The following is a 25893-nucleotide window of genomic DNA, read 5'->3' on the forward strand; positions in this document are numbered from 1 at the left end:
GGGTCATGCCGCGCGAACATTCGTTGGCCTGCGCGTCATGCCGCGCGGCAGATCTCAGGCGGCAAGCTTGCGGTCTCGCAGGAAGCGGAAGAATTCCACGCCTTCGCGCAAGCGGCGCTTCAGCATGTCGCTATCCGTCATCATTTCGCCGACGATCCCGGCGATCTTGCTCGGACGGAAATAGAACTTCTTGTAGAACATCTCGACCGCATCGAAGATTTCCGAGGCGGGCAGATGCTCGTAAGATAGCTGCGCAATCTGGTTGCCATCGTCATTCAGCAAGTCACGCTCGGCGGCAAACCAGCCGTTCACGGTCGCCTGATTGTGCAGGAAGGTGCCGGGATAGGGCGCGGCGAGAGACACCTGGATGGTGTGCGGATTGACCTCCTTGGCAAAGGCCAGGGTTTCCATGATCGTTTCGCGCGTTTCGCCGGGCAGGCCCAGAATGAACGTGCCGTGGACCTTGATCCCCAGCGTCTTGCAATCCTTGGCGAACTGGCGCGCAACTTCGACGCGCAGACCCTTTTTGATGTTGTGCAGGATCTGCTGGTTGCCGCTTTCAAAGCCCACGAGGAGCACGCGCAACCCGTTGTCCTTCATCACTTTCAACGTCTTATACGGGACATTGGCCTTGGCGTTGCAAGACCAGACCACGCCCAGCTTGCCCAGCTCGACCGCCAGCGCTTCGGTACGCGGCAGATTGTCGGTAAGCGTATCGTCGTCGAAGAAAATCTCCTTCGATTGCGGGAACGCCTGCATCACGTATTTCACTTCCTCGATCACATGGCCGATCGAGCGGACGCGGTAATTGTGCCCGCCCACGGTCTGCGGCCAGAGGCAGAAAGTGCAGCGCGATTTGCATCCGCGCCCGGTGTAAAAGCTGATGTAGGGGTGCAGCAGATAGCCGCCGTAGTACTTCTGGATATCCAGATCGCGCTTGTACACCGGGGTCACGAACGGCAGCAGATCCATATCGGTGACGATGGCGCGGTCCTGATTGTGGACGATCACACCCTCGCTGTTGCGATAGCTGATGCCATCGATCCCGGCCCAGTTGTGCCCGTCGGCGATGTCCTTGATCGTGAAATCGAACTCGTTGCGCGCCACGAAATCGATCGCAGAAGAAGCCTTGAGGCTGCCCTCGGCATCGACCGCAACTTTGGCGCCGATCATCCCGATCTTGAGCGAGGGGTTCAGCGCTTTCAGCAATTCGGCGGTGCGCACGTCCTGATTGAACGAAGGCGTGGAAGTGTGCAGCACGACCAGATCGCGCTGGTGCGCCTCATGGCTGATATCGTCAAAGCTCAGGTCGTGGGCGGGCGCGTCGATCAGCTTGGAGCCTTCGATGAGCGCAGCGGGCTGTGCCAGCCAGGTGGGATACCAGAACGATTTGACCTCGCGCTTCATCTGATAGCGCGCACCTGCACCGCCATCGTAGCCATCGAAAGACGGACCCTGGAGAAACAAGGAACGCATGCTCTTAAATCCTTAATCTGGTGCCTTAATCCGCGGCAATCCGGCCATCGCGCGCGACCTTGAATCGCGCGCCTCGCCATTCCACCCGATTACCAAAAAATGTCGTCAGGTAAACATAGAATGACACAATGTCGCGCGCGGGCAGCAGCCATTTGGGGCCGCTGGATTGGCCCGCCGCGCGGTCGACCCGCACCGCCAGCGTGAACCGCGCCGCCAGCGCTGCACCGACCGCCGACAGCGCAAACCAGCCCCCGCCGGTCATCGCCGCGCCGATCAGCGCCAGCGGCAGGCAATGCGTCACCCCGCTGCCAATGAACCCCGCCCGGTCGATGCCATAGATCGTCCGCGTCCAGCGCAGCTCATGGCGAATCAGCGTGCCCAGCGTCTCCTCGGCGCAGCAATGGATGATCGCGAGCGGCGGGACGACCGTGTGCAGGCCCAGCGCGCGCACCGCGCGGCCCATCTCGTAATCATCGGCCAGCACATCGCAAAACCGGGCAAAGCCGCCAATCGCCTCCAGCACCTCGCGCCGCAGAGCCATCGTGGGCCCAAGCGCAGGCTGCCCCAGCCCGGTGGCGCAGGCCACGGCAACGCTGGGCATGAAGCGATAGGCAATGTCCATCGCCCCCAGCACCGACCACCATCCGGCATCGCCGCGCCCGATATGAAAGCAGCTGGCAAGGCCGATCTCAGGATCGTTCGTGGCCGCCGCCAGCCGGTTCAGCGAGCCGGGCGGCAGCGCCACGTCGCTATCGCTGATCACCACCAGCGGATGCGCGATCCGCGAGGCCATGTTGATCAGATTGGAGACCTTGTTGTTGCTGCCCCGGCGCGCGGGATCGATCACCAGCGCGATATTTGCAGCAGGATAACGCGCCATCAGCGCTTCAACCACCGCAATCGCCGGATCATCGCCATCGCGCAGGCCAAAGATGATCTGCAGCGGCGCGCCATAGTCCTGACGCAGCAAAGTATCGAGGTTGGCGAGCAACTGCGGCTCGGTCCCGTGCAGCGGCTTGAGCACAGTCATCGGCAAAACAGCCTGGCCCGGACCCACCGGCGACGGGGCATAGCGCCCGACCAAAAAGGTGGCCGCAATGGTATAGCCGATCCCGGCCAGCGCCAGTCCGTTGATGACCCAGCCCGCCAAGTCCGCGACAGTCACGATCTGTGAAAAACTCCGTGTTGCGCTTGGGTGCCCCTGCCCGTAATCGGTCAAGCCAAGATAGACTGGGTCTTCGCGGCTTCCATCCCACGCGGATTTGGCCAAGTCCATCATTTGCGCTGAAAAAGCGGGGGGCACCGCAAAAAGGGGATTGCGTTGGGTACGCGGGGGGATTTCGTGTTTGTGACTGGCGCGACCGGCTTTGTCGGGGCCGCTGTCGCCCGCGCGCTGGTCGCGCGGGGCGAACGCGTGCGGGTGCTGGCGCGGGCCGCGAGCGACCGCAGCAACCTCATCGGGCTCGATGCCGAAGTCGTGATCGGCGATCTGCGCGATCCGGCCTCGATCACCGCCGCCGTGGCCGGCGCGCGGAGCGTATTCCATGTCGCGGCGGATTACCGGCTGTGGGTGGCCGATCCCGCGCAATTGATCCGCGATAATGTCGAAACCACGCGCACGATCATGGCGGCGGCGCTTGCGGGCGGTGCCGAACGGATCGTCTATACCAGCAGCGTGGCCACGCTGCTGCCCGATCCCGCCGGTCCCGCCGATGAAACGCGCGCTGGGTCGATGGAATCCACCGTCGGCGCATACAAGCAATCGAAAGTGGCGGCCGAGCGGCTGGTCGAGGCGATGGTGAGCGAACAGGGCCTCCCCGCCGTGATCGTCAATCCCTCCACTCCGATCGGCCCGCGCGACGTCAAGCCCACGCCGACCGGGCGGATCATTGTGGAGGCGATGGCGGGCCGGATGCCGGCCTATGTTGAATGCGGGCTCAATCTGGTCCATGTCGATGATGTCGCCGCCGGGCATCTCGCCGCGCACGATCATGGCCGGATCGGCGAGCGCTATATTCTCGGCGGGCAGGATGTCGCGCTGGGCGAAATGCTTGCCGAAATCGCGCGGCTATGCGGGCGCAAACCGCCTACCGTGCGCATCCCGCGCGGCCCATTGTTTCCCTTTGCGCATATCAACGAAATGATGGCGCGGATGCTGGGCTATGCGCCGTTCCTCACCGTCGATTCGCTGCGCATGGCGAAGTACAACATGTTCTACACCTCGGCCAAGGCAGAGGCCGAACTGGGTTATCGCGCGCGTCCCTTTGCTGAGGGACTGGCCGATGCAGCGGCGTGGTTTGCCGAGCGGCGGCGCGCGGCATGATCTGGGCTTGGGTCGCGGGCGCATCGCTGCTCATCTGGCTTGGCCTGCTCATCGCGCGCGATGGCTTCTGGCTCACGCGCGAGCGGGATACGCACGGTATCTTGCCGCAGCCAGCGGCATGGCCGCCGGTCACTGCGGTTGTTCCTGCGCGCGATGAAGCCGATGTGATTGCCGCCACCATCGCCAGCCTGATCGCCCAGGATTATCCCGGCGCGTTCAAGATCATTCTGGTTGACGATTCCAGCACCGACGGCACCGCAGAGGCCGCCCGCCGCGCCGCCGGAGCAAGCGAGCGGCTCACGATCCTGAGCGCCGCGCCGCTGGCACCGGGCTGGACCGGAAAGCTCTGGGCCGTATCGCAAGGGATCGCCGCAGCAGGAACCATCCCGCGCTATCTCCTGCTCACCGATGCCGATATCGCGCACGATGCCGATAGCGTGCGCATGCTCGTCATGCGCGCCGAAGCGGGCGGCCTCAAGCTGGTCTCGCTGATGGCCAAGCTGCGCTGCATCAGCTTTGCCGAGCGCGCCTTGATCCCGGCCTTTGTGTTCTTTTTTCAGCTGCTTTACCCCTTCGCACAGGTCAATCGCCCGCGCGGCCCCGGCGCGGCGGCGGGCGGCTGCATGCTGGTGGACCGCGACACACTGGCGCAGGCCGGGGGCATCGGCGCCATCCGGGGCGCGCTGATCGATGATTGTGCCTTTGGCGCGATGATCAAGCGCCACGGGCCGATCTGGCTCGGGCTGACAAGCCGCGTGCGCAGCATTCGCCCTTATGATCACTGGCAAACCGTGGCGGCAATGATCTCGCGCTCGGCCTATGCGCAGCTCGCCTATTCGCCGCTGCTGCTCGCAGGCACGCTCGCGGGCCTCGCGCTGGTCTATGCCGCGCCGCCGCTGCTCGCGCTGTTTGGCAGCGGCACCGCGCGCTGGTTGGCGCTGGCCGCGTGGCTGCTGATGGCGCTGGCGTTTCAACCGATGCTGCGGTTCTACCAGCGTTCGCCGCTGTGGGGCGCGGCGCTGCCGCTGATCGCGGCGTTCTATGCCGGATGCACCTGGGCATCGGCATGGCAGCATTGGCGCGGGCGCGGCGGCCTCTGGAAGGGGCGCGTTCAGGCGGCGATCGGCGCATGACCACCCCCTTGGCCGAAACCGATGCACGCGCGCTCGCCTCGGGCAAAGGGCACCGCGACGAGAATTTCCCGGTCGCCTCGTTCGTGCTTAAGCCTGAGCATCGCGCACCGGTCATGGATTTCTATCGCTTCGCGCGGCTGGCCGATGACATTGCCGACGATCCAACCTCGCCGCCTGCAACAAAGCTGGCGCTGCTGGCGCAAATGCGCGCCGGAATAGATGGCACCTCACAGGCCAATCCCGAAGCTACCCAGTTGGCGCAAACGATGGCGCAGCGCGGGCTCGATCCGGCGCATGCGCGGGATCTGCTGAGTGCGTTCAAGCGCGATGCGCGCGGCGATCCCACGCCGACGTGGGACGCGCTGATGGATTATTGCCGTTACTCGGCGATGCCCGTCGGCCGCTATGTGCTCGATGTTCACGGCGAGGCGCGGACAACCTGGCCCGCCAACGATGCGCTTTGCGCCGCGCTGCAGATCATCAATCATCTGCAGGATTGCGCGAAGGATTATCGCGCGATCCGCCGCGTCTATCTTCCGGCGGACATGCTGGCCGCGCACGGCAGTTCGGAGCAAGACTTGGACCATGCCGCCGCAACGCCGGGGCTGCGCGCCGTCATCCATGATCTGGCCCTGCGCGTGCAGGGACTGCTGGCCGAATCCAAAGAGTTTTCCGGTATGATCCGCGATGCGCGTCTCGCCATGGAGGTGGCGATCATTCATGGCCTCGCGGCAGACCTCGCCGCGCGCCTTGTTGCCCGCGATCCGCTGGCCGAGCGGGTGCATCACACCAAGTTCGAGGCAGCAGGGCTTGCGCTGCGCGCAGGCGCTGGGCAATGGTGGAATCGATTGAGGAGCCGCGCCCGATGAATGCCGACCAGACGCCCGCGGCCCTGCAATCCCAGGTTTCGGGTAGCTCGTTCTATGCCGGTATGCGCGTGCTCCCGCCTGCGCGGCGCGAAGCGATGTATGCCGTTTACGGCTTTTGCCGCGCGGTGGACGACATTGCCGACGACCACGAAGGCGAGCGAGCTTTGCGCCGCGCCGCGCTTCAGGCATGGCGCGATGATATTAACAATCTCTACGCCGGGCGTGCGCCCGGTGCCGCCGCGCTGGTTGCCCCGGCGGTGGAGCAATTCGGCCTCGATGCCGCCGATTTTCATGCGGTGATCGATGGCATGGCGATGGATATCGAGGCGGACATCTGCGCGCCCGACGCGGCAACGCTGGACCTTTATTGCGACCGGGTTGCTTCTGCCGTGGGGCGGCTTTCAGTCAAGATTTTCGGCATGAAGCACGCGCCGGGGATCGAACTGGCGCATCATCTTGGCCGCGCGCTTCAGCTCACCAATATTTTGCGCGATATCGATGAAGATGCCGAGATTGGCCGGGCCTATCTGCCGCGCGAGCATTTGCTCGCGGCCGGGGTGAATATCGATACACCCGCGCACATCGCCATGGATGATCATGTCGATAAGGCCTGCCGCGATGTCGCCGCGCTCGCCCATGTCCATTTTGCCGCCGCCAGCAAGATTCTCGCCGCGCGCCCCAAAGGCCACCTGATCGCGCCGCGCCTGATGGCCGCTGTCTATTCAAAGATTTTGCGGCGTATGGAAGCGGCGGGCTGGAACAAGCCGCGCCATCGGATCAAAGTCGGCAAGGCCGAACTGATCTGGACCGTCGTGCGCGTCGGCCTGCTGGGTTAAATCCAATGACGACAGGGCAAGGCTGAATGCGCGCAGCGCATGTCGTCGGTGCGGGCCTCGCAGGGTTGTCAGCAGCCATGGTGCTGGCCGAGGCAGGTTTTGCCGTCACCATCCATGAAGCAGCGCCGCGCGCCGGCGGCCGCTGCCGATCATATTACGATGCCCAGCTCGGGCAGGAAATCGACAACGGCAACCACATCGTCTTCTCGGGCAACGAAGCGGTCAATCGTTACCTCGCGCGGATCGGCACGAGCGACAAACTGAGCGGCCCTGCGCATGCTGATTTCGATTTCCACGATCTGGGCGATGATACCCGCTGGACGCTGAAGGTTAACGATGGGCGCTTTCCCGGCTGGGTGTTCGATGCAGCCCGGCGCGCACCCGGCACTACGATTGCCGATCATCTGGCGCTGGCGCGGTTGGCGGTGGCGCGCCGCCAGACCGTGATCGGCGATATCGCCCCCACCTCGGGCCTGTTCTGGGAGCGGGTGGTCGAACCCATGCTCCTCGCCGTGCTCAATTGCCCCCCGGCGGGGGGCTCGGCGTGGCTGGCAGGGCGCTTTCTGATGGCCTCATTTGCGCGGGGCGGCGCGGCCTGCCGCCCGATGGTGGCAGAGCCGACGCTCGATGCCGCCTTTGTCGATCCCGCGCTGGCCTGGCTGGCCGAGCGCGGTGTAACGGTCAACTTCGGCGCGCGCCTGCGCAGCGTGCGCCTCGCCGGTGAACAGACCGCGGGCCTTGATTTCGGCGCGGGCGAAGTGGATGTGAGTGAAGCGCAAGTGATCTTTGCCGTGCCGCCCAATGTGGTGAGCGCATTGGTTCCGGCGATCCCGGTGCCCGATGCCTTCTGCGCCATTCTCAACGCGCATTTTGCCATCGAACCACCCCGCGGCGCGCCGCCCGTGACCGCGCTCATCCATTCGACCGCGCAATGGGTGCTGTGCCATCCGGGCCGCGTGTCGGTCACGGTCAGCGGCGCGGATGACCTGATTGATCAGGGGCGCGAGGAACTGGCGGCGCGGCTCTGGTCCGATGTGCAGGCCACGCTGGGGATCACCGCGCCCCTCCCCGCGTGGCAGGTGGTCAAGGAAAAGCGCGCCACGTTTGCCGCCACCCCCGCGCAGGACGCAAAGCGGCCAGCGGCAAAAACCCGCTGGCGCAATCTTTTCCTTGCGGGCGATTGGACGCAGACCCGCCTGCCAGCCACGATCGAAGGCGCCATCCAGTCAGGCGAAACCGCCGCCCGTCTGGCCAGCGCGCACTTGCGGCGCTAATAGCTCCTTATGGCCTCGCTAATGCACTCTTCTTCGCTCGCTGACGACCCTTTGACCTGCCTCGATGAAGCGGTCGACCGCGCCGTCGCCGCGCTCGGCCAAGTCCAGCGCGAAGACGGTCACTGGGTGTTCGAACTCGAAGCCGACGCGACAATCCCTGCGGAATATGTTCTGCTCAAGCACTATCTGGGCGAACCGCGCGACCTTCCGCGCGAGGCCGCGATCGGCCGCTATCTGCGCCGCATTCAAGGCAGCCATGGCGGATGGCCGCTGTTTCATGGCGGCGCGTTCGATATCAGCGCCACCATCAAAGCGTATTACGCGCTCAAAATTATCGGCGATACCATCGACTTGCCGCACATGGCGCGCGCCCGCGCCGCGATCCTGGCGGCGGGCGGTGCGGCGGCGAGCAATGTGTTCACCCGCATCCAGCTGGCGCTGTTTGGCGCAGGGCCATGGTCTGCCGTGCCCACCATGCCGACCGAGCTGATCCTGCTGCCGCGCTGGTTCCCGGTACATCTTTCGAAAATGGCCTATTGGGCGCGCACCGTGATCGTCCCGCTGCTGGTGCTCACCAACCAACGCCCGGTGGCGCGCAATCCGCTCGGCGTGAAGGTCGATGAACTTTATGCGCCGGGCCGCGCCAAGCCAGTGGTGCAGGCGAAGACCAAGTTCTTGTGGAAGCACGGTTTTGCCGCGCTCGACGGCGTGCTCAAGGCCGTCGATCCACTGTGGCCAGCGGCCTTGCGAAAGCGCGCTACCGCCGCCTGCGTCGATTTCGTCACCGAGCGACTGAACGGCGAGGACGGGCTGGGCGCGATCTATCCTGCCATGGCGAACAGCGTGATGATGTTCGATTGCCTCGGCTATCCAGAAGACCATCCCCACCGCGCCATCGCGCGCCAGTCGGTCGAAAAGCTGGTCGCGCTGCGCGAGGACGGCGAGATTTATTGCCAGCCCTGCGTCTCGCCGGTGTGGGACACTGCCCTGACTGCGCATGCCATGCTCGAGGTCGGCGGCGAGGAAGCAGAGCGCCGCGCCGAAGCCGCGCTGGCATGGCTGAAGCCGCGCCAGGTGCTCGATGTCAAAGGCGATTGGGCCGAGCAGCGCCCCGATGTCCGCCCCGGCGGCTGGGCGTTTCAATACAACAACGCGCATTATCCCGATCTCGATGATACCGCCGTGGTGGTCATGGCGATGGACCGGGCGAAGAACTCGGCCGATTACGAGCAGGCCATCGCACGCGGCGCCGAATGGACCGTCGGCCTGCAATCGAGGAACGGCGGCTGGGGCGCGTTCGATGCAGACAACACGCACGATTACCTCAACAACATCCCCTTTGCCGATCACGGCGCTCTGCTCGATCCGCCCACCGCCGATGTTTCCGCGCGCTGCGTCTCGATGCTCGCGCAGATCGGCGAGCCGCTCACCAGTCCTCGGATGAAGGCCGCGCTCGCCTATCTGGAGGCCGAGCAGGAGCCCGACGGCAGCTGGTTCGGGCGCTGGGGGGTCAATTACATCTACGGCACATGGTCGGTGCTTTGCGCGCTCAATGCCGCCAAAATCGATCCCGCCGGGCCCATGGTGCGCAAAGCCGCCGCCTGGCTCATCGCGATCCAGAACGCCGATGGCGGCTGGGGCGAGGATTGCGAAAGCTATGCGCTCGATTACAAGGGCTATACGCCTGCGCCTTCCACCGCTTCGCAAACCGCATGGGCGCTGCTCGGACTAATGGCGGTGGGCGTAACCGGCCATCCGGCGGTCGCACGCGGCATCGCCTATTTGCAAGACACGCAAACCGATGACGGGCTGTGGGAGCAGGAGCATTACACCGGCGGTGGTTTCCCGCGCGTGTTTTATCTGCGTTATCATGGATATCCCAAATTCTTCCCGATGTGGGCCTTGGCGCGCTATCGCAACCTTATGCGGTCCAATGCGCGCGAAGTGGCATGGGGCATGTGAGCGGGGCCATCCTCGTCGCTACCGGCACCAAGCGCGAGGCGGCGACGCTGACGCAGTCGGGTTTTCTGGTTATTCCCGGCGGGGGCGATGCCGCCGCTCTCACAGCAAAGTTGATTGCAGCCGCGCCGGGCGCGCGCGGGGTGATGAGCTTCGGCTTTGCAGGCGCGCTGGATGATGCCTTGAAGCTGGGCGACTGGGTCATCGGGGAGCGGGTGGCAGGCGCTGCTCAAGCCACGTGCGATCCGGCGTGGGCGCAGACTTTGGCGGCGCAGATCCCCGGCGCACGCCGCGGCGCATGCTATGCCGATGGGCGGCTGATCGCAGACGCCTCGGAAAAACGAGAGCTCGGACAGCGCGGACTGCTCGCTGCCGATATGGAAAGCCACATTGCCGCGCAAATCGCCGTCGAGCTCGACTTGCCGTTTGCCATTGTTCGCTGTGTTTCGGACGAAGCACGCCATATCCTGCCCCCCGCCATCGCCCATGCCATGCGCCCAGACGGCGGGGTTGATGGCTGGTCGATGCTCGGCTCGGTGCTGCGCAAGCCGCAGCAACTGCCGAACCTTGCAGGCACCATTAGCGGTTTTCTGCGGGCGATGACGGCACTCAAACAGGGAGCGGCCTACATCAGGCCGTGCTGACCAAATCAGTTTGATCCGCCGGGCTTGTCACCAGATGGCCCCGTTCCACCCGCTCGGAATAACGGTCGATCAACCGATCGCCGTAGGGCCGCAGCAACACCGTGAAGCGCACCAGCTCCTCGACGACATCGACAATCCGGTCATAATAGCTGGATGGCAGCATGCGTCCGTCCGCATCGAATTCCTGATAGGCCTTGGCGACGCTGGACTGGTTGGGGACGGTGAACATCCGCATCCACCGGCCCAGAATGCGCAGCGAATTAACCGAGTTGAAGGATTGCGAACCCGCGCTGACCTGCATCACTGCCAGGGTGCGGCCCTGCGTCGGGCGCTGGCCTCTGAACTCCAGCGGCAAGTGATCGATCTGGGTCTTCATGATCCCGGTGATCTGGCCATGGCGCTCGGGGCTGCACCAGACCTGCCCTTCGGACCACAGCGAATGCGCGCGCAATTCTGCGACAGCGGGATGATCATCGCCCGCGATCTGATCGGGCAGCGGCAGGTCTGACGGATCGAAAATGCGCGTCTCGCAGCCGAAATAGCGCAGCAGGCGTGCCGACTCCTCGACCACAAGGCGCGAATAGGAACGTTCCCGCAACGAGCCATAGAGCAGCAGGATGCGCGGCGGCGGGTCCATCGCGCCAAGCCCAAGCGCCGGACGGCGATGCGCAAATTCCGGCTTCAACGCGGGCAGATGTTCGGGATCTGAAAGTTCGCGCAAGCGGCTCATCCCGCGTCACCGCCATCGAACAGCCACGCCCCGAGCCAATGTGCCGCCAGCGCCCCGGCAATCTGCGCGGCGATGAACGCCGGCACACTGGCGGGTGCAATCCCGCTGAACGTGTCGGTCAGCGCGCGCGCGATGGTGATCGCGGGGTTGGCAAAGCTGGTCGAAGCGGTGAACCAATAGGCGGCCGCGATATAGAGTGCCACGCTTGCCGCAACGCTATGCGGCGCAAACTTCACAGTGCCCAGAATTGTGAGCACCAAGCCGAACGTCGCGATGCCCTCAGCCAGCCACTGACCTCCGCCCGCGCGGACATGCTGCGAAATCTGCAGGACCGGCAAGTCAAACATGGCATGCGCCGCGCACACGCCAAGAATACCGCCCACCAGCTGCACCGGGACATAAGCCAGCGCCAACGATGCGGGTTTTCCGCCGCGCAGATAGATGACCATGGTCACCGCAGGATTGAAATGCGCGCCTGAAATCGGCCCCAGCATGGTGATCAGAACATAAAGGATCGCCGCTGTCGCCGCTGTATTGCCAGCCAGCGCAACCGCAACATTCCCGCCCGCCAGCTTCTCGGCCATGATACCCGAGCCGATCACGGTGGCAAACAGGAAAGCCGAGCCGATCGCCTCAGCGGCCAGCTTATGCTTCACGCCGCGCCTTCCATCTGGCCGATCGCCGCCAATGTTGCGGTTAGCGCCTCGCGATCCATCGTTTCAAACGGCAACGCCAGCAGCGCCTTGGCGCGCATCTCGAGCCAGCGCCACGTATCCTCGAATGCTGCGTCCTCGGATGCTTCGCCGCCTGCAACATCCGCCGGATCAACGAGGCCCCAATGCGCGCGCAGCGGAGTTCCGGGAAAAACCGGGCAGGCCTCGCCTGCAGCATTGCCGCACACAGTGATCGCCAGATCGATATGCGGCGCGCCCGGCCCGGTAAACTCGTTCCAGCTCTTGGAGCGAAAGCCGGCCGTGTCGATGCTCCGCCGCGCCAGCAGCCGCAGCGCGCCGGGATGAGGCACGCCTTTGGGCTTGCTGCCCGCGCTGAACGCCTGAACCCGCCACTGCGCCAGATGGTTGAAAATCGCCTCGCCCAAAATCGAGCGCGCAGAATTGCCAGTGCACAGCACCAGAATATTGAATGCCGCAACCGTCATGATGCATATCCCCGATGCTTATGTCTGCAGACCGCGCGGCCAAGCGCCCCGCCCGCCCCCTCAGGCGACCTTATGCACCCGCTTGTCTGCATCCGGATTGGCCGCCTTGATCAGCGCCAGTTCGCGCTCGACATGGCTGGAATGCACATCCTCCGCGGGCCGTGCGTTCGACAGGTCGATGTCTTTAGCCATCGGCCCTTCGGTGCGCACCCCCTTGCGGCTCACCGTGAACATCTTGAGCGGATTGCGGATCGCATCGCTGGCAGCGGTGCCTTCGAACCCGCAGTGCACCATGCAGTTCGAGCATTTCTCGTACTTGCCAACGCCGTACTGATCCCAGTCGGTGCCTTCCATCAATTCGGCAAAGCTCTGCACATAGCCCTCGCCCACCAGATAGCAGGGCTTTTGCCAACCGAACACGGTGCGCAGCGGCATCGACCAGGGCGTGCATTCATAAGTCTGATTACCCGCGAGGAAATCGAGGAACAGCGGCGAATTGGTAAAGGTCCACTTGCGACCGCCATCGCCCCGGCGAAACACATCGCGGAAGAAATTCTTGGTCCTCTCGCGCGTCAGGAAATGCTCCTGATCGGGCGCACGTTCATAAGCATAGCCGGGCGAGATCGTGATCTCGACATCGCGCGCCTTCATCTCGTCAAAGAACGCGGCCAGCCGCTCAGAGCTCGCGCCATCGAACACGGTGCAATTGACCTGAACGCGAAAGCCCTTGGCCTTGGCCAGCTCGATCGCCTCGATCGCCACTTCGTAAGTGCCGTCCTGATCTACCGCATGATCGTGCATGCCCTTGTCGCCATCGAGATGGATCGACCACGTGAAAAAGGCCGACGGCGCATAGTCGTTGATCTTCTTTTTGAGCAGCAGTGCATTGGTGCACAGGATCACGAATTTCTTCTTGGCGATATAGCCCTGCACGATCCGGGGCATATCGCGGTGAAGCAAAGGCTCGCCGCCCGCGATCGACACGGCCGGCGCGCCGCATTCGTCAATCGCGGCCATGCACTGGTCATAGCTCAGCCGCTGGTTCAGGATCGCATCGGGATAATCGATCTTACCGCATCCAGGGCACGCCAGATTGCAGCGCAGCAGCGGCTCCAGCATCAGCACCAGCGGATATTTTCCGCCCTTGATATGCTGGCGAACGGTGTAGCTGCCAATGCGCAGCAGCGGAGAAAGCGGCAGGCTCATTTCTGGTATCCTAGCAATTGGCCGCGGCGCTGCGCGCCATGGCACCATCCCGAAGCTCACGCGGAAGCGCGAATTCGATCTTTTCTTCCACGCCGTCAAGCGCCGACACTTCGACCGGGCCAAGACGGCGCATCGCGGCAATCACATGATCGATCAGCTCGTCGGGTGCCGAAGCACCGGCGGTCAGCCCCACGGCGTTGACCCCTTCGAACCAGGCTGGATCGAGCCCGTCACCATCGGCCACCAGATAGCTGGGCAGGCCAAGCTCGACCCCGATTTCGCGAAGACGGCTGGAGTTCGAGCTGTTTTCCGCGCCGACGACGATCAGGATATCGGAAACCCGGCACAGGTCGCGCACCGCGCTCTGGCGGTTCTGCGTGGCGTAACAGATGTCGGCGATGTCGGGGCCGGCCACATCTTCGAAGGCCGCATGCAGCGCCGCGATAACCGTGCGCGTATCGTCGACGCTCAGTGTGGTCTGCGTGACATAGGCGATTGGCGCGCTGCGATCGATCGGCAGTGATTCGACATCGGCCGGAGTGGACACCAGATAAACCGGCGCATCGATCTGGCCAATCGTGCCTTCGACTTCGGCGTGGCCCGCGTGGCCGATCAAAACGATGGTGCGGCCCGCCGTGACATAGCGCCGCCCCTGATTGTGCACTTTGGTGACGAGCGGGCAAGTCGCGTCGATCACCGGAAGACCGCGCGCGGCGGCTTCTTCTTCAACCGCCCGGGCGACCCCGTGGGCGCTGAAGATAGTCATTGCGCCGGGCGGGATATCGCTCAGCTCGTCCACGAAAATCGCGCCCTTGCTGCGCAACTTTTCCACGACATGACGGTTATGCACGATCTCATGCCGGACATAAACCGGAGCACCGTGCAGCTTGAGGGCGCGCTCGACAATCTCGATCGCGCGAACCACACCGGCACAGAATCCTCTTGGTTGGGCCAAAATTGCGCGCAAAGCTGCCTCCAATCGCCACCGTTTTAGCCGAATTCGATCCCGGCCCAAACGTCTTTTCGGATAAACGGTCTCTTATTGCGCTATAGCCATGTTTGCCGGGAACAAAAGCCCCCGGGCTTCGGATAGGCTCCCGCTGGCGCAATTGATGTTTGCCCGCTGCAAAATCTGCAGCGCCCATGGCGCGCTTCTGGCAAGGTTAACCTTGCAACTGGCATGGCCCTGCGCTCTGGCCAGCAACACGGCATTAGGACCGTATGCTCTGGCTGGACCGGGTCGTTTGCCGCCGGTATAGCAGGCAGCATCGGGTGCAGGAAATTTCGCATGGTCCAATTTGTTTCGCGCCGCCTCGTTCTTGGAAGTCTGCTGGCCGCATCGGCAGCGGAATCGGCCATGCCCGCGCTCGCGCAAAGCGGCGACCCTTCGACGCAAGCGGTAACCGCGCCGGTTCGCCAGTTGAACGATGGGCTGCTGGCGATCATGAAGGCGGGCAGCACGGCGGGATATGCGGCGCGATTGAACCGGATCAGCCCGGTCGTCGATGCGACGTTCGATTTGCCGCTGATGACCCGGCTTGTGGTTGGCTCGGTCTGGACCAAAACGCCCGCGACCGATCAATCCGCCGTCGCGGCCGCTTTCCGCAAGATGACCGCCGCGCGCTATGCCGCCAGCTTCAAAGGGTATTCGGGCGAAAGCTTCGAAATCGATCCCAAAGTAGAGGCACGCGGGCCAGACCGGCTTGTGCATACCAAACTCATCCGCCCGCGCGGGACACCGGTCGCGCTGGATTACCGGCTGCGACAGTCTGGCGGGCAATGGCGGATCATCGATATCTACTACCAGAACTCGATCAGCCAGATCGCGACGCAGCGCTCTGATTTCGCGCGTATTCTCGCAACCGGCGGGGTCAAGGCACTCACCATCCATCTCACCCAGCTCGCCGCGACGTCTGCCAAATAACGCATGCGACTTGCACCGCCTGCATTGATCGCTCTGACGCTCACCGCCACGCCCCCGGCAATAGGGCAGACGGTGGAGCTTGCAGCGCCGCAAGCGGCGGCAGCGGCGCTGCCCGGTGCGACAGCGGCGGCTGTGCCCGCCACCACGGCCCCGCCCAGACCCCGCACCAAAGGCGATCCGTGGGAGAAGTTCAATCGCGGCATGTTCCGCCTGTTCCAGTCGTTCGATCGGGCGGTGTTTCGGCCGGTCGCGCTGGCGGTGGGCAAGATCATCCCGAAGCCGATCCGCAGCGGCATCCGCAATTTCCTGCGCAATCTGAGCGAGCCGGTGGTGTTCCTGAACGACGTGCTCCAGCTCAAGCCCGGGCGCGCGGTGCGCACGCTGGCGCGCTTCACGCTCAATTCCGCTGTCGGTCTCGGCGGGCTTGCCGATGTCGCCAAGACCGCCAAGCTGCCCCACCGCGACAATGGCCTCGGCAATACGCTGGCGCACTACGGCGTTGGCCCGGGACCCTACATTTTCCTGCCGATCATCGGACCGACGACACTGCGCGATTTCAGCAGCGCACAAGCCGACCGGTTGGTGCTGCCGCTCGCGGTGGGCAAGCCGTTCAACCGCTTCGACTGGCAATTGGCGACGGGCGCGCTGGCAGGCCTTGATCAACGCATCGAATCTGATGAGGACTTGCGCACTCTGCTGAGCGGCGCGGCCGATCCTTATGCGACGCTCCGCTCGGTCTATCTGCAATCGCGGATTGCCGAGATTGCCGAGATCAAAGGCAAGACTGCGACCCCAACCACCTTCGAAGATCCGCTGGAAGACCCGGCATCGGCGGACACAGCAGCTCCGACCGGCGCGGATGCTCCGGTTGCCGATCCGTCGCCCGCGCCGACAGAGGAAGCGCCTGCACCTCCTCCTGCGGCCAACGAGGTTCAGATCGAGCCGGCTTCCCCCGCCGGCACCTGATCATTCTTGCGCCGAGGCGGCCCGAGCAGCGCCGGTTCGAAGATCAGTGCGCAAACCAGCGTCCAAGCCAGCGAAATCATCAGCAACTTGCCCATGCTTGCGGTGCCGGGATGGGCCGAAAGCCACAGGCTGCCAAACGCCGTCCCTGTCGCAATCGCGCTGAACAGCACCGCGCGGGCGAGGCTCGATTGCAAGAGGCCGGTCTCGCCGCCGCGCCAGGCCATCACGAAATAGATATGGAATGCCACCCCCACGCCAAACAGGAGCGGGAAGGCAATGATGTTGGCAAAGTTGATGGGTTGCCCGATCAGTACGCAGCTCCCCAGCGTCAGAAATCCGGAAAGCACGACAGGCGCCAGCGTAAACGCCACCTCGCGAACATCGCGCAGCACCGCCAGCAGCAGCAGGCTGACCAGCACCAAGGCAATCACACCCGCCTGAACAAAAGACCAGGCGACCGTGCCGGCGGCCTCCTGCGTCGAAACCGGCAGGCCCGTTGCGCCCGGCGCGGCAGCGCGCACTGCTTTGGTAAAGCGGACAATGGTGGCGTTGTCCGAAAGATCGCCCTTGGGAAAAACCTTCACCTGCGCGCGGCCATCGGCGGCCACCCAATTGCGCGCCACCTCGGGCGGGATCGTCTCGCGCGCAATCGGCTCTGCGGTCAAGGCCGCGCGCGTTTGATCGAGCATCTCCTTGAGCGGTTCGACAAGGACCGCTTCGGCCCGGCTGCGCACCGCAGGTGAAGCTGCGGCGACCGCATCCAGCGCGCTGGCCAAAGCCCGCGCGTGATCGGCCGCTTCCCCCTCGCTCGCGCCTCTAACCCGGCGCAGTTGCGGCGCTAATGCATGTAATGCGGCAATCGTTTCGGCATCGCTGGGCGGCGGGAGGGTGCTCAGCGGGTTAAGCGTGAGATCGAGCAGCAGGTTGGCATCCTGGATTGCGGCCAACTTGGTGTCCTGATCGGCGGGCACAAGGCTGTCGATCGAGACCGCCTGCGCCACTTCGGGCAAAGCCGCAAGCCGCGCCGCCAGCGCCTGCGCCGCCGCCGCGCTGGGTGTTAACACACTGATCACATTGGGCGTGCGCAGCGGATCGCGCGTCAAGTCGGTCAGTGTGCGCATCGCCGGTGCCTGCGGATCGCGCAAGTGCAGCGGATTGAAATCGAACGCCACCAACGGCAGCAGCGCGATGCTTCCCGCCATCGACAGCGCAAACGCCCAGAGCACCGCGCCGCGATGCCGCGCCAGATAGGCATCGGCCGCAGCACCTTTGGCAAAGCCCACTTCGGCCCCGGGCGCGCCCGGATCGAGCAACACAAGCGCTGCGGGCAGAACGGTGATGCTGATGAGGAACGAGACCAACATGCCAAGGCCAGCGATGATCCCGAGCTCGGCGATACCGGTATAGTCGGTCGGCAGGAACGCCCCGAACCCGAGGAAAACCGCCCCCGCCGCGAGCGCCAGCGAACCGCCCAGCGCTTCGCCTGCGCGGATCAGCGCCTCGCGCGCGCCGTGACCGGCATGGCGTTCGGCATTGAACCGCACGCTCAACTGGATGCCGAAATCCACGCCGAGCCCCACGAACAGTGGCACAAAGGCAATCGAGATCAGATTGAGCGCACCGACCGCGGCCAGCCCCACCGCCAGGGTCATCGCCAGCCCCGCTGCAATCGTCATGATGATGGCGACAACGATTCTCACAGACCGGGTCGCAAACCAAAGCGTGATCAGCATCGCACCTAGCATCACCAGGCCGACCAGCCCGATATTGTCCTGCAGCGTGGCGAACTCCTCATCTGCCAGCGGGACTTCGCCGGTGGCGCGCACGCTGATGCCGTGCGCCGAATCGAGCGCCAGCCGCACGGCTTCCGCGCGCATGGCCGTCAGCGCCTTTTCGCCCGGCATCAGCGCGCCATAATCAAGCTGCGTTTGGGCGATGATCAGTCGCCGTGTCGGCGCAGCAAGGCCGCCGCCCTGCGCCCCGAATAGCCTTGACCACGAGAAGAACGCCGCCTTGCCCTTGACCGATTGATCGAGCGCTGCCGCCAGATCGCGCATAGGGCGGTCGATCTTGTCAAGGCTGGCGGCTCCCTGCTCCACCCCGGTCAGCGCCGTGGACAGCGCCCCTGCTATCCCGCGCAAGCTGGGATCGGACGCAAGCGGCCCCAATAGCGGCTGCGCCTCGATCAGCGCCGCCATGGCCTGCTGAACTTCGGCCGTCGAGCCATAGAGCATGCCATTGCGCGCAAAGAAATCGCCGCCGTCGGGCCGCATCACCGCGCGGAAATGCGCCGTGTCCGCCGTCATCCTCTCGGCCAGCGCCGCAGCGCCCCGCTCCGCCAACTCCGGCGTTGCGCCATCCACGATCACCAGCATCGAATCGGTAAACTGCGGAAACGCCGCGCCCAGCGCGACTTCCTGCTGCTTCCACGGCACCGAAGGCGCAATCAGCGCCCCGGCATTGGTGGTCATTGCAAAATGACCCATGACGTAGAATATCGCGGCGCCTAGCAGCAGCAGCGCAGCAGCGATGACCGCACGCGGCCGCGCGACGCTGGCAGCCACGCAAAACGCCACCGGGGCGCGGGCCGATCCCGCGCGCGGCGCCATCATCCGCCCTGCTTGCCGAGGAAATAGCGCAATTTCAGCGCAATCTTCTGCGCAGGTGCGGCAAAGCGAAACTTCGCGGCGGCGAACTTCGGTGCTGCGAAATTGATCGGCGCGTCGTTAGAAAAGCCAACCCCCTCTTTGGGGACGCCAAAAAGCGCGCGGTCGACCTTCTTGTTGTCGTTCTCGTCATGAAACACCTGCGCCGCATAAGTGCCAAATGGCAGCCCCGGCACCGTCACAATCGTCGTGCCGGTGCGCGCGGGCGCGCTGAAGTTATACGGACACGTCTTGAGATACGTGCTCTCCGGGCAAATCGACACGCTGACCCGGCCATTGTTGCTGCGCACGTTGCTCACCGCAACGTCGAGTGATCCGGCTTCGCCGGGAGCGTTGGCGCAGAGCAGGAGCGGCGCGCTGAGCATCGCTGCCGCGGACAATCCCCGCACGGCGATCGCCTTCACGCTCTTACTTCGCCCTGTTTTCCTAAGCCGACCATTCCAACGCCCGCCATCCCTGCGCCATCGACGCCCGCGCTGTTTATCCGCAGCGCCTTGAGGACGCAGTCGATGATCGCATCGGCATCAAGCCCGGCCTGTTTGTACTGGGCCTCAGGCTTGTCGTGATCCTGAAACACATCAGGAAGCCGCAAGGTGCGAATCTTGAGGCCCGCATCGGTCAGCCCTTCATCGCTCGCCATCGTCAGCACATGCGCGCCAAGCCCGCCAATGCTGCCTTCTTCCACCGTCACGGCCACTTCATGGGTCAACAGAAGATGGCGGATCAGCTCGACATCAAGCGGCTTGGCAAAACGCAAGTCGGCAACAGTGGTGGACAGTCCCTTGGCGTCCAGCGCGTCGGCGGCCTTCATTGCTTCCTCAAGCCGGGTGCCGAGCGACAGGATCGCGACTTTCTTGCCGGTGCGCACGATCCGGCCCTTGCCGATCTCAAGCAGTTGCGCATCTGCAGGCAAAGCCACCCCGGTGCCGTTGCCGCGCGGATAACGCAGCGCAATCGGGCCGCTGTCGTGGCGGACAGCAGTATGCACCATGTGCACCAGTTCCGCTTCGTCGGCTGCGGCCATCACCACCATGTTCGGCAAGGTCGCAAGGTAGGTGATATCGAACGAGCCGGCATGGGTGCAGCCGTCTGCGCCGACCAGCCCGGCGCGGTCGATCGCAAAGCGCACCGGCAGATTCTGGATCGCCACATCATGCACGACCTGATCGTACGCGCGCTGGAGGAAAGTGGAATAAATCGCTGCAAACGGCCGCATGCCCTGCGCGGCGAGCCCTGCGGCAAACGTCACCCCGTGCTGCTCGGCAATGCCGACGTCGAAAAACCGATCAGGATAAGCCTTGGCGAAGGCATCGAGACCGGTGCCCGATGGCATGGCGGCGGTAATAGCGCAGATCGTGGGGTCGCTCTCGGCTTCTTTCAAAAGCTGCGCGCCGAACACGTTCTGATAGGCGGGCGGCCCCGGCGGGGCTTTGACCTGCGCGCCGGTAATCACATCGAATTTCTGCACGCCATGGTACTTGTCGGCGCTGGCTTCGGCGGGGCCATAGCCCTTGCCCTTTGTCGTGACGACATGGATCAGACACGGACCTTCGGCCATATCGCGCACATTTTCGAGCACCGGAACGAGGTGTTCCAGATCATGCCCATCGATCGGCCCGACATAGTAGAAGCCCAGTTCTTCAAACATAGTGCCGCCCATGGCCATGCCGCGTGCAAATTCGTCTGTCTTCTTGAGGCTTTTGGCGAGCGGGCGCGGCAGTATCTTGGCAAAGCGCTTGAGCACGTCGCGGACGCCCATGAACTCGCGGCTCGATACGATCCGCGCCAGATAGGCGGAAAGACCGCCCACCGGCGGCGCAATCGACATATCGTTGTCGTTGAGAATCACCACGAGGCGATTGCCCGCCTGCTCGGCATTGTTCATCGCCTCGTAGGCCATGCCCGCCGACATCGCGCCGTCGCCGATCACCGCAATCGCCTTGCCGGGCTGATCCGCCAACTTGTTGGCCACCGCAAAACCGATCGCCGCTGAAATCGAGGTGGACGAATGCGCCGCGCCGAACGGATCGTATTCGCTTTCGCTGCGCTTGGTGAAGCCCGAGAGGCCGCCGGGCTGGCGCAGCGTGCGGATGCGGTCGCGCCTGCCGGTCAGGATCTTGTGCGGGTAGGCTTGATGACCCACATCCCAGATCAGCCGGTCACGCGGCGTATCGAACACGTAATGGATCGCCACGGTCAATTCGACCACACCCAGGCCCGATCCCAGATGCCCGCCGGTAGTGCCGACGGCCGAGATCATTTCGGCGCGAAGTTCATCGGCAAGCTGGCGCAGATTCTCAGGTGCGAGTTCGCGAAGCTCAAGCGGAGTCGCTACCGTATCAAGCAGCGGAGTGTCAGGTCGATTGGACATAAAGTCCTTGTTAGCCACTTCGCGCGCCGCTCGCAATCCAGTCTGTTGCGCTCGGCTGGAAAAGCGCGTTTCGGTCGGCCCGGATCATCGCCACAATCCGGCCCCGCGATCTGGCGCGATCGGCAATGCGGCAAACTCGCAGATAAATCTCACCTTGCGAGATCTGTGATATCGGGACATCTCGATTATGCGGACACCGGCGGCTAACGCTCATATCGGGTTTGATTTAGCGACTGGTGTCAACGACCGGCCTTGAAAGCGCGCCTTAGTAGATGCCTGAGATGAGGAATGCCATGCCTGCAGCGCCCGAACCCGATCTTGCCCTGCCTTTCCAGGCCGCAGTGGTGCAGGCCGCCTCTTTGCCAAGCGACACGCCGGGCGCAGCGGCAAAAGCAGCCCTGCTGATCCACGAAGCCGCAAGCGCCGGCGCGCGGCTGATCGTCTTTCCCGAGGCGTTTCTTGGCGGCTATCCCAAAGGCGCAAGCTTTGGCGCGCCGGTGGGCATGCGCCGCCCCGAGGGGCGTGATGCTTTCGCTGCCTATTTCGCTGCTGCTATCGATCTTGATGGGCCGGAAGTCGCGGTCATCGCCGCTGCCACCGCGCAGACCGGCGCGTTTGTCGTGATGGGCGTGATCGAGCGCGACGGCGGTACGCTTTATTGCACGGCTTTGTTCTTTGACGGCGCAAAAGGGCTTGTCGCCAAACACCGGAAGCTGATGCCGACCGCGGCCGAGCGCCTGATCTGGGGCTTTGGCGATGGTTCGACCTTGCCGGTGATCGAGACCCCGCTGGGCCGGATCGGCGCGGTGATCTGCTGGGAGAACTATATGCCGATGCTGCGCATGGCGATGTATGATCAAGGGGTCACGCTCTATTGCGCGCCGACCGCCGATGATCGCGAAAGCTGGCCCGCGACCATGCGCCACATCGCGATGGAGGGGCGCTGCTTCGTGCTATCGGCCTGCCAGCATATCACGCGCGGCGCTTATCCGGCCGACCATGAATGCGCGCTGGGCGATGCGCCCGAAACCGTGTTGATGCGCGGCGGCAGCATGATCGTCGGCCCTTTGGGCGAGGTGCTGGCAGGGCCTGACTACAGCGGCGAAACCATCATTTATGCGCCCATCGATCCGGCGGCGATCGCACGCGGCAAGTATGATTTCGACGCGACCGGGCACTATGCGCGGCCCGATGTGTTCCAGCTTCGCGTAAACACTGCGCCCCAGCGCGCGGTTTCGCGCACCAGCGAAGGTTAGGCTCTTGGATTTCGATTTCAGCCAGACCTCGGGTGCCGACCGCTACAAGCTGATGACCGCCAGCGTCACGCCGCGCCCCATCGCCTGGATCACCAGCCAATCCGCCGCAGGCCAGCGCAACGCCGCCCCATTCAGTTTTTTCAACATGATGAGCGCCGATCCGCCACTGTTGGCGATCGGCCTGATGCGGCGCGGCGATGGTACGCACAAGGACACCGCCGCCAATATCCTCGAAACCGGGGAATTTGTGGTCAATCTCGTGGGCTATGGCGATGCCGAGGCGATGAACACGACCAGCATCGACGCACCTCCGGGCATCGACGAAATCGAATTTGCAAACCTGCAAACGACCCCCTCTCTCGCAATTGCCCCGCCGCGCATTGCCAGCGCACCAGTCGCGATGGAATGCCGCCTGTCTGAAAAAATCGAGGCCGGCAGAACGACGATTGCGGTCGGCGAAGTGCTCCGCTTCCATATTGCCGACCGCTTCATCAGCACCGAGCGGCTGCATGTCGATACGCTGGCGATGGAGTTGGTCGGCCGGATGCACGGTGCCGGCTGGTACAGCCGCTCGGCCGAGCTTTTTCAGATGGCGCGTCCGGCATGGCCCCGCGAGGCATGACAAGCAAAGACATCAGAGTGGGAACAAGAATGTCGGAAAATCTGGTCACGATCTTCTTCGAGCGACAACGCGGGTTCGAAAAAAAACCCGCGCTGATCTGGCAGGGCAATCCTGTCTGTACCTTTGGCGAACTGCCGGCGATGGTCGGCCGTTACCGCGCGGCGCTCAGGCAGCTTGGGGTGAAGCGCGGCGACCGGGTGATGGTCAAGACCGAAAACTCGCCGGCATTTGTCTTCACCTACCTCGCCATTCTGGCCAGCGGCGCCATGTTTGTGCCGCTCAACGCCGCCTACACGGCTGCGGAGGTTCAGGCGCTGGTCGAAGACGCAGAGCCTGTATTGATCATCCACGCGGCGGCCACGGCCTTGCCAGCAGACGATGGCAGCATTGCCCGCATGACGCTCGAACCCGATGGCGGCGGCGCGCTGTCTTCGCTCGCGGCAACGCTCGCTCCCGATTTCTCGGTCGAAGAAATGGCCGCCACGGATCTGGCCGCAATCCTGTTTACCTCGGGCACGACGGGACGCCCCAAAGGCGCGATGCTGATGCATCAAAACCTCTCCTCGAATGTGGCCGCGCTTTATGAAACGTGGCAATTCTCGGATGCTGACAGCATCTTGCATGCGCTTCCGCTGTTTCACGCGCATGGCCTGTTCGTGGCGCTGCATCTGGGGCTGTACAGCGCCGCGACCGTGACCATGCTGCCCAAGTTCGATCCCGCTGCGGTGATCGCCCTGTTGCCTGCGTCGACCGTGTTCATGGGTGTCCCGACATTCTATTCGCGTTTGCTTGCGCATGACGGATTCACGACTGCTACGGTCGCTTCAATCCGCCTGTTCGTCTCTGGATCGGCGCCGCTGCTCCCTTCGGTGTTCGCGTCGTTCGAGCAGCGCACCGGGCACCGCATCCTTGAGCGCTATGGCATGACCGAAACGGTAATGATCACCTCGAATCCTTATGCTCCCGAAGGCCGGATTCCCGGCACCGTTGGCTATCCCCTGCCTGGCGTGTCCCTGCGGGTCATCGGCGGGGAAGCGCTTGGTATCCTGCCTGCTGGCGAGATCGGCGACATCGAAATGAAGGGGCCGAACCTCTGCGCCGGATACTGGCGGCGGCCAGAGGCAACCGCCGAAGCTTTCCGTGCAGACGGGTACTTCGCCACCGGCGATACCGGCGTGCAGGATGCCGGCGGCCGGCTGACAATCACGGGACGATCGAAAGATCTGATCATTTCGGGCGGGTTCAACATTTATCCGGCGGAACTGGAAATCCTCTTTGCCGAGATCGCGGGCGTGGCCGATGTGGCGATCATGGGGGTCCCCCATCCCGATTTCGGCGAAGCTGTGGTCGCGGTGGTTATTGCAGACAGCCCGGACTTCGATCCGGCCACGGTCACACAGGTCGCGCAGGAACGTCTTGCACGCTTCAAGCAGCCCAAAGCGGTGCACGTGCTGGCTGAATTTCCGCGCAATGCCATGGGCAAAGTGCTGAAATCTGAGCTACGCCAGCGCTTTGCCGCCAGCTTTTCGAAAGCCTGAGCGTCGTTAAGCCAAGCAGTGATCCGCCACCAGCCGGCGGAACAACGGCCCGTGCTCGATCATCGTCCAGTGGCCGCATTTGGCGATGGTGTGAAGCTGCGAATTGGGCAGATGTTGGTGCAGGTTCCATGAGACGAGGGGATCGACCACGCGGTCGTCTCGGCCGTGCACCAGCAAGGTGGGATGGGTGATCCCCTGCAAGGCGTGGATCGGCAAGGTCTGCGCATCGAGCCAGCGCTGGCGCGGCGCGGGGAACAGGCGATGAAAGTGATCGAGCGCACCGGGCCGCGAACAGGCCTTGAGACGCATCGCGATCAGTTCGTCGGTCACCAGCGCTTGGTTCCAAGCCATGACGCTCAGTGCCTTTCGCATGTGCTCGGCCGTCGGCTGGAAGTCCCAGAGGATTTCAAGGTTTTCGTTGACGCGTGTCGGCCAGCCGCCCGGGCCCATCAGCACCAACCGGTCGCAGCGTTCGGGGTGTTTCCACGCGAGCCACAACGCCAGCGACCCGCCGAAGCTGTTGCCCACGATGTGGGTTTTTGCGATCCCCAGCCCATCGAGCAGCGCGATGATCTGGTCGGTCCATGAGTCCATGAAGCGGAAATCATAGTTTTCAGGTGTCTCGGTATAGCCAAAGCCGACAAGATCGGGCGCGATCACCCGAAAGCGGTCCTTCATCTCCGGAATGAAACCGCGCCAATTGGCCCACGCGCAGACCCCGGCACCAGAACCATGCAGCACCAGCATGGCCGGGCCGGTGCCGTGATCATGATAGTTTGTGCGGTAGCCGCAGGTGTCTGCGAAAGTGCCGATTTCACTAACTTCGCTCATGCACAGGCTCCGCCATAGGGTTTCGATGGAATTTCAATCGAACTTTGATAGCGCAAGCCTGAAATGAATTCTAGACAGAAGTGGGTTTTAGTTTAAGCTTCAACTACCTT

23 protein-coding genes are annotated in these 25893 nt (G+C 63.8%); 12 read left to right on the forward strand and 11 right to left on the reverse strand.

Annotated features, from left to right (window positions below; all coding sequences use genetic code 11):
• Positions 1-54: 54 nt before the first annotated feature.
• Both hpnJ and hpnI read right to left on the reverse strand, forming a co-directional pair.
• Positions 55-1476, reverse strand: a complete 1422-nt coding sequence (gene hpnJ, locus Q0O40_RS01150) for a hopanoid biosynthesis associated radical SAM protein HpnJ (RefSeq protein WP_295525127.1) — start codon at positions 1474-1476, stop codon at positions 55-57.
• A 25-nt stretch (positions 1477-1501) separates the two neighbouring features.
• Complete coding sequence (gene hpnI / locus Q0O40_RS01155; protein WP_295525130.1) at positions 1502-2755, reverse strand: bacteriohopanetetrol glucosamine biosynthesis glycosyltransferase HpnI; 1254 nt, start codon at positions 2753-2755, stop codon at positions 1502-1504.
• Between the two features lie 42 nt (positions 2756-2797).
• On the opposite strand from hpnI, the gene hpnA reads away from it, so the two are divergent.
• Genes hpnA through Q0O40_RS01190 form a run of 7 tightly spaced genes read left to right on the forward strand, consistent with a single transcriptional unit; the run spans position 2798 to position 10514 of the window.
• Positions 2798-3799, forward strand: coding sequence for a hopanoid-associated sugar epimerase (hpnA, locus tag Q0O40_RS01160; protein ID WP_295525132.1), 1002 nt, complete (start codon positions 2798-2800; stop codon positions 3797-3799).
• Complete coding sequence (locus Q0O40_RS01165; RefSeq protein ID WP_295525134.1) at positions 3796-4932, forward strand: glycosyltransferase; 1137 nt, start codon at positions 3796-3798, stop codon at positions 4930-4932. The genes hpnA and Q0O40_RS01165 overlap by 4 nt, the downstream gene beginning before the upstream one ends.
• Positions 4929-5801 (forward strand): squalene synthase HpnC, encoded by an 873-nt coding sequence (hpnC, locus tag Q0O40_RS01170; RefSeq protein WP_295525137.1) that lies wholly within the window; start codon positions 4929-4931, stop codon positions 5799-5801. Before Q0O40_RS01165 ends, hpnC begins: the two co-directional genes overlap by 4 nt.
• On the forward strand, positions 5798-6637 hold the full coding sequence (gene hpnD / locus Q0O40_RS01175; protein ID WP_295525140.1) for a presqualene diphosphate synthase HpnD: 840 nt from the start codon (positions 5798-5800) through the stop codon (positions 6635-6637). Before hpnC ends, hpnD begins: the two co-directional genes overlap by 4 nt.
• 26 nt (positions 6638-6663) lie before the next feature.
• On the forward strand, positions 6664-7911 hold the full coding sequence (gene hpnE / locus Q0O40_RS01180) for a hydroxysqualene dehydroxylase HpnE (RefSeq protein ID WP_295525142.1): 1248 nt from the start codon (positions 6664-6666) through the stop codon (positions 7909-7911).
• Positions 7912-7932: 21 nt separating this feature from the next.
• Positions 7933-9873: a squalene--hopene cyclase gene (gene shc, locus Q0O40_RS01185; RefSeq protein ID WP_295525145.1), complete on the forward strand. Its 1941-nt coding sequence runs from the start codon at positions 7933-7935 to the stop codon at positions 9871-9873.
• Positions 9861-10514, forward strand: a complete 654-nt coding sequence (locus Q0O40_RS01190; protein WP_295525149.1) for a phosphorylase — start codon at positions 9861-9863, stop codon at positions 10512-10514. Before shc ends, Q0O40_RS01190 begins: the two co-directional genes overlap by 13 nt.
• Here the strand turns inward: Q0O40_RS01190 and arsH are convergent.
• From arsH to ispH, 5 genes are read right to left on the reverse strand one after another with little or no spacing between them, the layout of a single operon-like run.
• Complete coding sequence (gene arsH / locus Q0O40_RS01195) at positions 10501-11244, reverse strand: arsenical resistance protein ArsH (protein WP_295525152.1); 744 nt, start codon at positions 11242-11244, stop codon at positions 10501-10503. The two genes, Q0O40_RS01190 and arsH, sit on opposite strands and share 14 nt — an antisense overlap.
• Positions 11241-11900, reverse strand: a complete 660-nt coding sequence (locus Q0O40_RS01200) for an aquaporin (protein WP_295525154.1) — start codon at positions 11898-11900, stop codon at positions 11241-11243. Before Q0O40_RS01200 ends, arsH begins: the two co-directional genes overlap by 4 nt.
• The gene (locus Q0O40_RS01205; protein WP_295525156.1) at positions 11897-12403 is read right to left on the reverse strand and encodes an arsenate reductase ArsC; all 507 of its coding nucleotides are present in this window, start codon (positions 12401-12403) and stop codon (positions 11897-11899) included. The genes Q0O40_RS01200 and Q0O40_RS01205 overlap by 4 nt, the downstream gene beginning before the upstream one ends.
• 60 nt (positions 12404-12463) lie before the next feature.
• The gene (gene hpnH, locus Q0O40_RS01210) at positions 12464-13609 is read right to left on the reverse strand and encodes an adenosyl-hopene transferase HpnH (protein WP_295525158.1); all 1146 of its coding nucleotides are present in this window, start codon (positions 13607-13609) and stop codon (positions 12464-12466) included.
• A gap of 10 nt (positions 13610-13619) precedes the next feature.
• The gene (gene ispH, locus Q0O40_RS01215) at positions 13620-14576 is read right to left on the reverse strand and encodes a 4-hydroxy-3-methylbut-2-enyl diphosphate reductase (RefSeq protein ID WP_295525160.1); all 957 of its coding nucleotides are present in this window, start codon (positions 14574-14576) and stop codon (positions 13620-13622) included.
• A gap of 321 nt (positions 14577-14897) precedes the next feature.
• Here ispH and Q0O40_RS01220 point away from each other — a divergent pair, with 321 nt between their 5' ends.
• Both Q0O40_RS01220 and Q0O40_RS01225 read left to right on the forward strand, forming a co-directional pair.
• Positions 14898-15533: an ABC transporter substrate-binding protein gene (locus Q0O40_RS01220; protein WP_295525163.1), complete on the forward strand. Its 636-nt coding sequence runs from the start codon at positions 14898-14900 to the stop codon at positions 15531-15533.
• A 24-nt stretch (positions 15534-15557) separates the two neighbouring features.
• Entirely contained in the window at positions 15558-16499 is a 942-nt protein-coding gene (locus Q0O40_RS01225; RefSeq protein WP_295525165.1) for a VacJ family lipoprotein, read from the forward strand.
• On the opposite strand, the gene Q0O40_RS01230 is transcribed toward Q0O40_RS01225, so the two are convergent.
• The 3 genes from Q0O40_RS01230 to dxs are packed head-to-tail and all read right to left on the reverse strand — an operon-like array spanning position 16466 to position 21536.
• The gene (locus Q0O40_RS01230) at positions 16466-19111 is read right to left on the reverse strand and encodes an MMPL family transporter (protein ID WP_295525168.1); all 2646 of its coding nucleotides are present in this window, start codon (positions 19109-19111) and stop codon (positions 16466-16468) included. The genes Q0O40_RS01225 and Q0O40_RS01230 overlap by 34 nt on opposite strands.
• Complete coding sequence (locus Q0O40_RS01235) at positions 19108-19554, reverse strand: DUF2141 domain-containing protein (protein WP_295525170.1); 447 nt, start codon at positions 19552-19554, stop codon at positions 19108-19110. The genes Q0O40_RS01230 and Q0O40_RS01235 overlap by 4 nt, the downstream gene beginning before the upstream one ends.
• Before the next feature lie 11 nt (positions 19555-19565).
• Positions 19566-21536 carry a 1-deoxy-D-xylulose-5-phosphate synthase gene (gene dxs, locus Q0O40_RS01240; RefSeq protein WP_295525172.1) on the reverse strand — a complete coding sequence of 657 codons (1971 nt, stop codon included), beginning with the start codon at positions 21534-21536 and terminating at the stop codon, positions 19566-19568.
• Between the two features lie 272 nt (positions 21537-21808).
• Between dxs and Q0O40_RS01245 the strand changes: the two genes are divergently transcribed.
• From Q0O40_RS01245 to Q0O40_RS01255, 3 genes are read left to right on the forward strand one after another with little or no spacing between them, the layout of a single operon-like run.
• Complete coding sequence (locus Q0O40_RS01245) at positions 21809-22792, forward strand: carbon-nitrogen hydrolase family protein (RefSeq protein WP_295525175.1); 984 nt, start codon at positions 21809-21811, stop codon at positions 22790-22792.
• Between the two features lie 4 nt (positions 22793-22796).
• Complete coding sequence (locus Q0O40_RS01250; RefSeq protein ID WP_295525178.1) at positions 22797-23414, forward strand: flavin reductase family protein; 618 nt, start codon at positions 22797-22799, stop codon at positions 23412-23414.
• Entirely contained in the window at positions 23411-24952 is a 1542-nt protein-coding gene (locus Q0O40_RS01255) for an AMP-binding protein (RefSeq protein ID WP_295525181.1), read from the forward strand. Before Q0O40_RS01250 ends, Q0O40_RS01255 begins: the two co-directional genes overlap by 4 nt.
• 6 nt (positions 24953-24958) lie before the next feature.
• Here Q0O40_RS01255 and Q0O40_RS01260 read toward each other — a convergent pair whose 3' ends face one another.
• Positions 24959-25783 (reverse strand): alpha/beta hydrolase, encoded by an 825-nt coding sequence (locus Q0O40_RS01260; protein WP_295525183.1) that lies wholly within the window; start codon positions 25781-25783, stop codon positions 24959-24961.
• Positions 25784-25893: the final 110 nt, after the last annotated feature.

The sequence above is a fragment of the Novosphingobium sp. Chol11 genome (genome assembly GCF_945870625.1).
Classification (GTDB): domain Bacteria; phylum Pseudomonadota; class Alphaproteobacteria; order Sphingomonadales; family Sphingomonadaceae; genus Novosphingobium.

Coding starts and splice junctions, on each gene's coding strand:
- hpnJ (WP_295525127.1), bottom strand. CDS start 1,476: ATGCGTTCCTTGTTTCTCCAGGGTCCGTCTTTCGATGGCTACGATGGC.
- hpnI (WP_295525130.1), bottom strand. CDS start 2,755: ATGATGGACTTGGCCAAATCCGCGTGGGATGGAAGCCGCGAAGACCCA.
- Q0O40_RS01165 (WP_295525134.1), top strand. CDS start 3,796: ATGATCTGGGCTTGGGTCGCGGGCGCATCGCTGCTCATCTGGCTTGGC.
- hpnC (WP_295525137.1), top strand. CDS start 4,929: ATGACCACCCCCTTGGCCGAAACCGATGCACGCGCGCTCGCCTCGGGC.
- hpnD (WP_295525140.1), top strand. CDS start 5,798: ATGAATGCCGACCAGACGCCCGCGGCCCTGCAATCCCAGGTTTCGGGT.
- hpnE (WP_295525142.1), top strand. CDS start 6,664: ATGCGCGCAGCGCATGTCGTCGGTGCGGGCCTCGCAGGGTTGTCAGCA.
- shc (WP_295525145.1), top strand. CDS start 7,933: ATGCACTCTTCTTCGCTCGCTGACGACCCTTTGACCTGCCTCGATGAA.
- Q0O40_RS01190 (WP_295525149.1), top strand. CDS start 9,861: ATGGGGCATGTGAGCGGGGCCATCCTCGTCGCTACCGGCACCAAGCGC.
- arsH (WP_295525152.1), bottom strand. CDS start 11,244: ATGAGCCGCTTGCGCGAACTTTCAGATCCCGAACATCTGCCCGCGTTG.
- Q0O40_RS01205 (WP_295525156.1), bottom strand. CDS start 12,403: ATGACGGTTGCGGCATTCAATATTCTGGTGCTGTGCACTGGCAATTCT.
- hpnH (WP_295525158.1), bottom strand. CDS start 13,609: ATGAGCCTGCCGCTTTCTCCGCTGCTGCGCATTGGCAGCTACACCGTT.
- Q0O40_RS01220 (WP_295525163.1), top strand. CDS start 14,898: ATGGTCCAATTTGTTTCGCGCCGCCTCGTTCTTGGAAGTCTGCTGGCC.
- Q0O40_RS01230 (WP_295525168.1), bottom strand. CDS start 19,111: ATGATGGCGCCGCGCGCGGGATCGGCCCGCGCCCCGGTGGCGTTTTGC.
- dxs (WP_295525172.1), bottom strand. CDS start 21,536: ATGTCCAATCGACCTGACACTCCGCTGCTTGATACGGTAGCGACTCCG.
- Q0O40_RS01245 (WP_295525175.1), top strand. CDS start 21,809: ATGCCTGAGATGAGGAATGCCATGCCTGCAGCGCCCGAACCCGATCTT.
- Q0O40_RS01255 (WP_295525181.1), top strand. CDS start 23,411: ATGACAAGCAAAGACATCAGAGTGGGAACAAGAATGTCGGAAAATCTG.
- Q0O40_RS01260 (WP_295525183.1), bottom strand. CDS start 25,783: ATGAGCGAAGTTAGTGAAATCGGCACTTTCGCAGACACCTGCGGCTAC.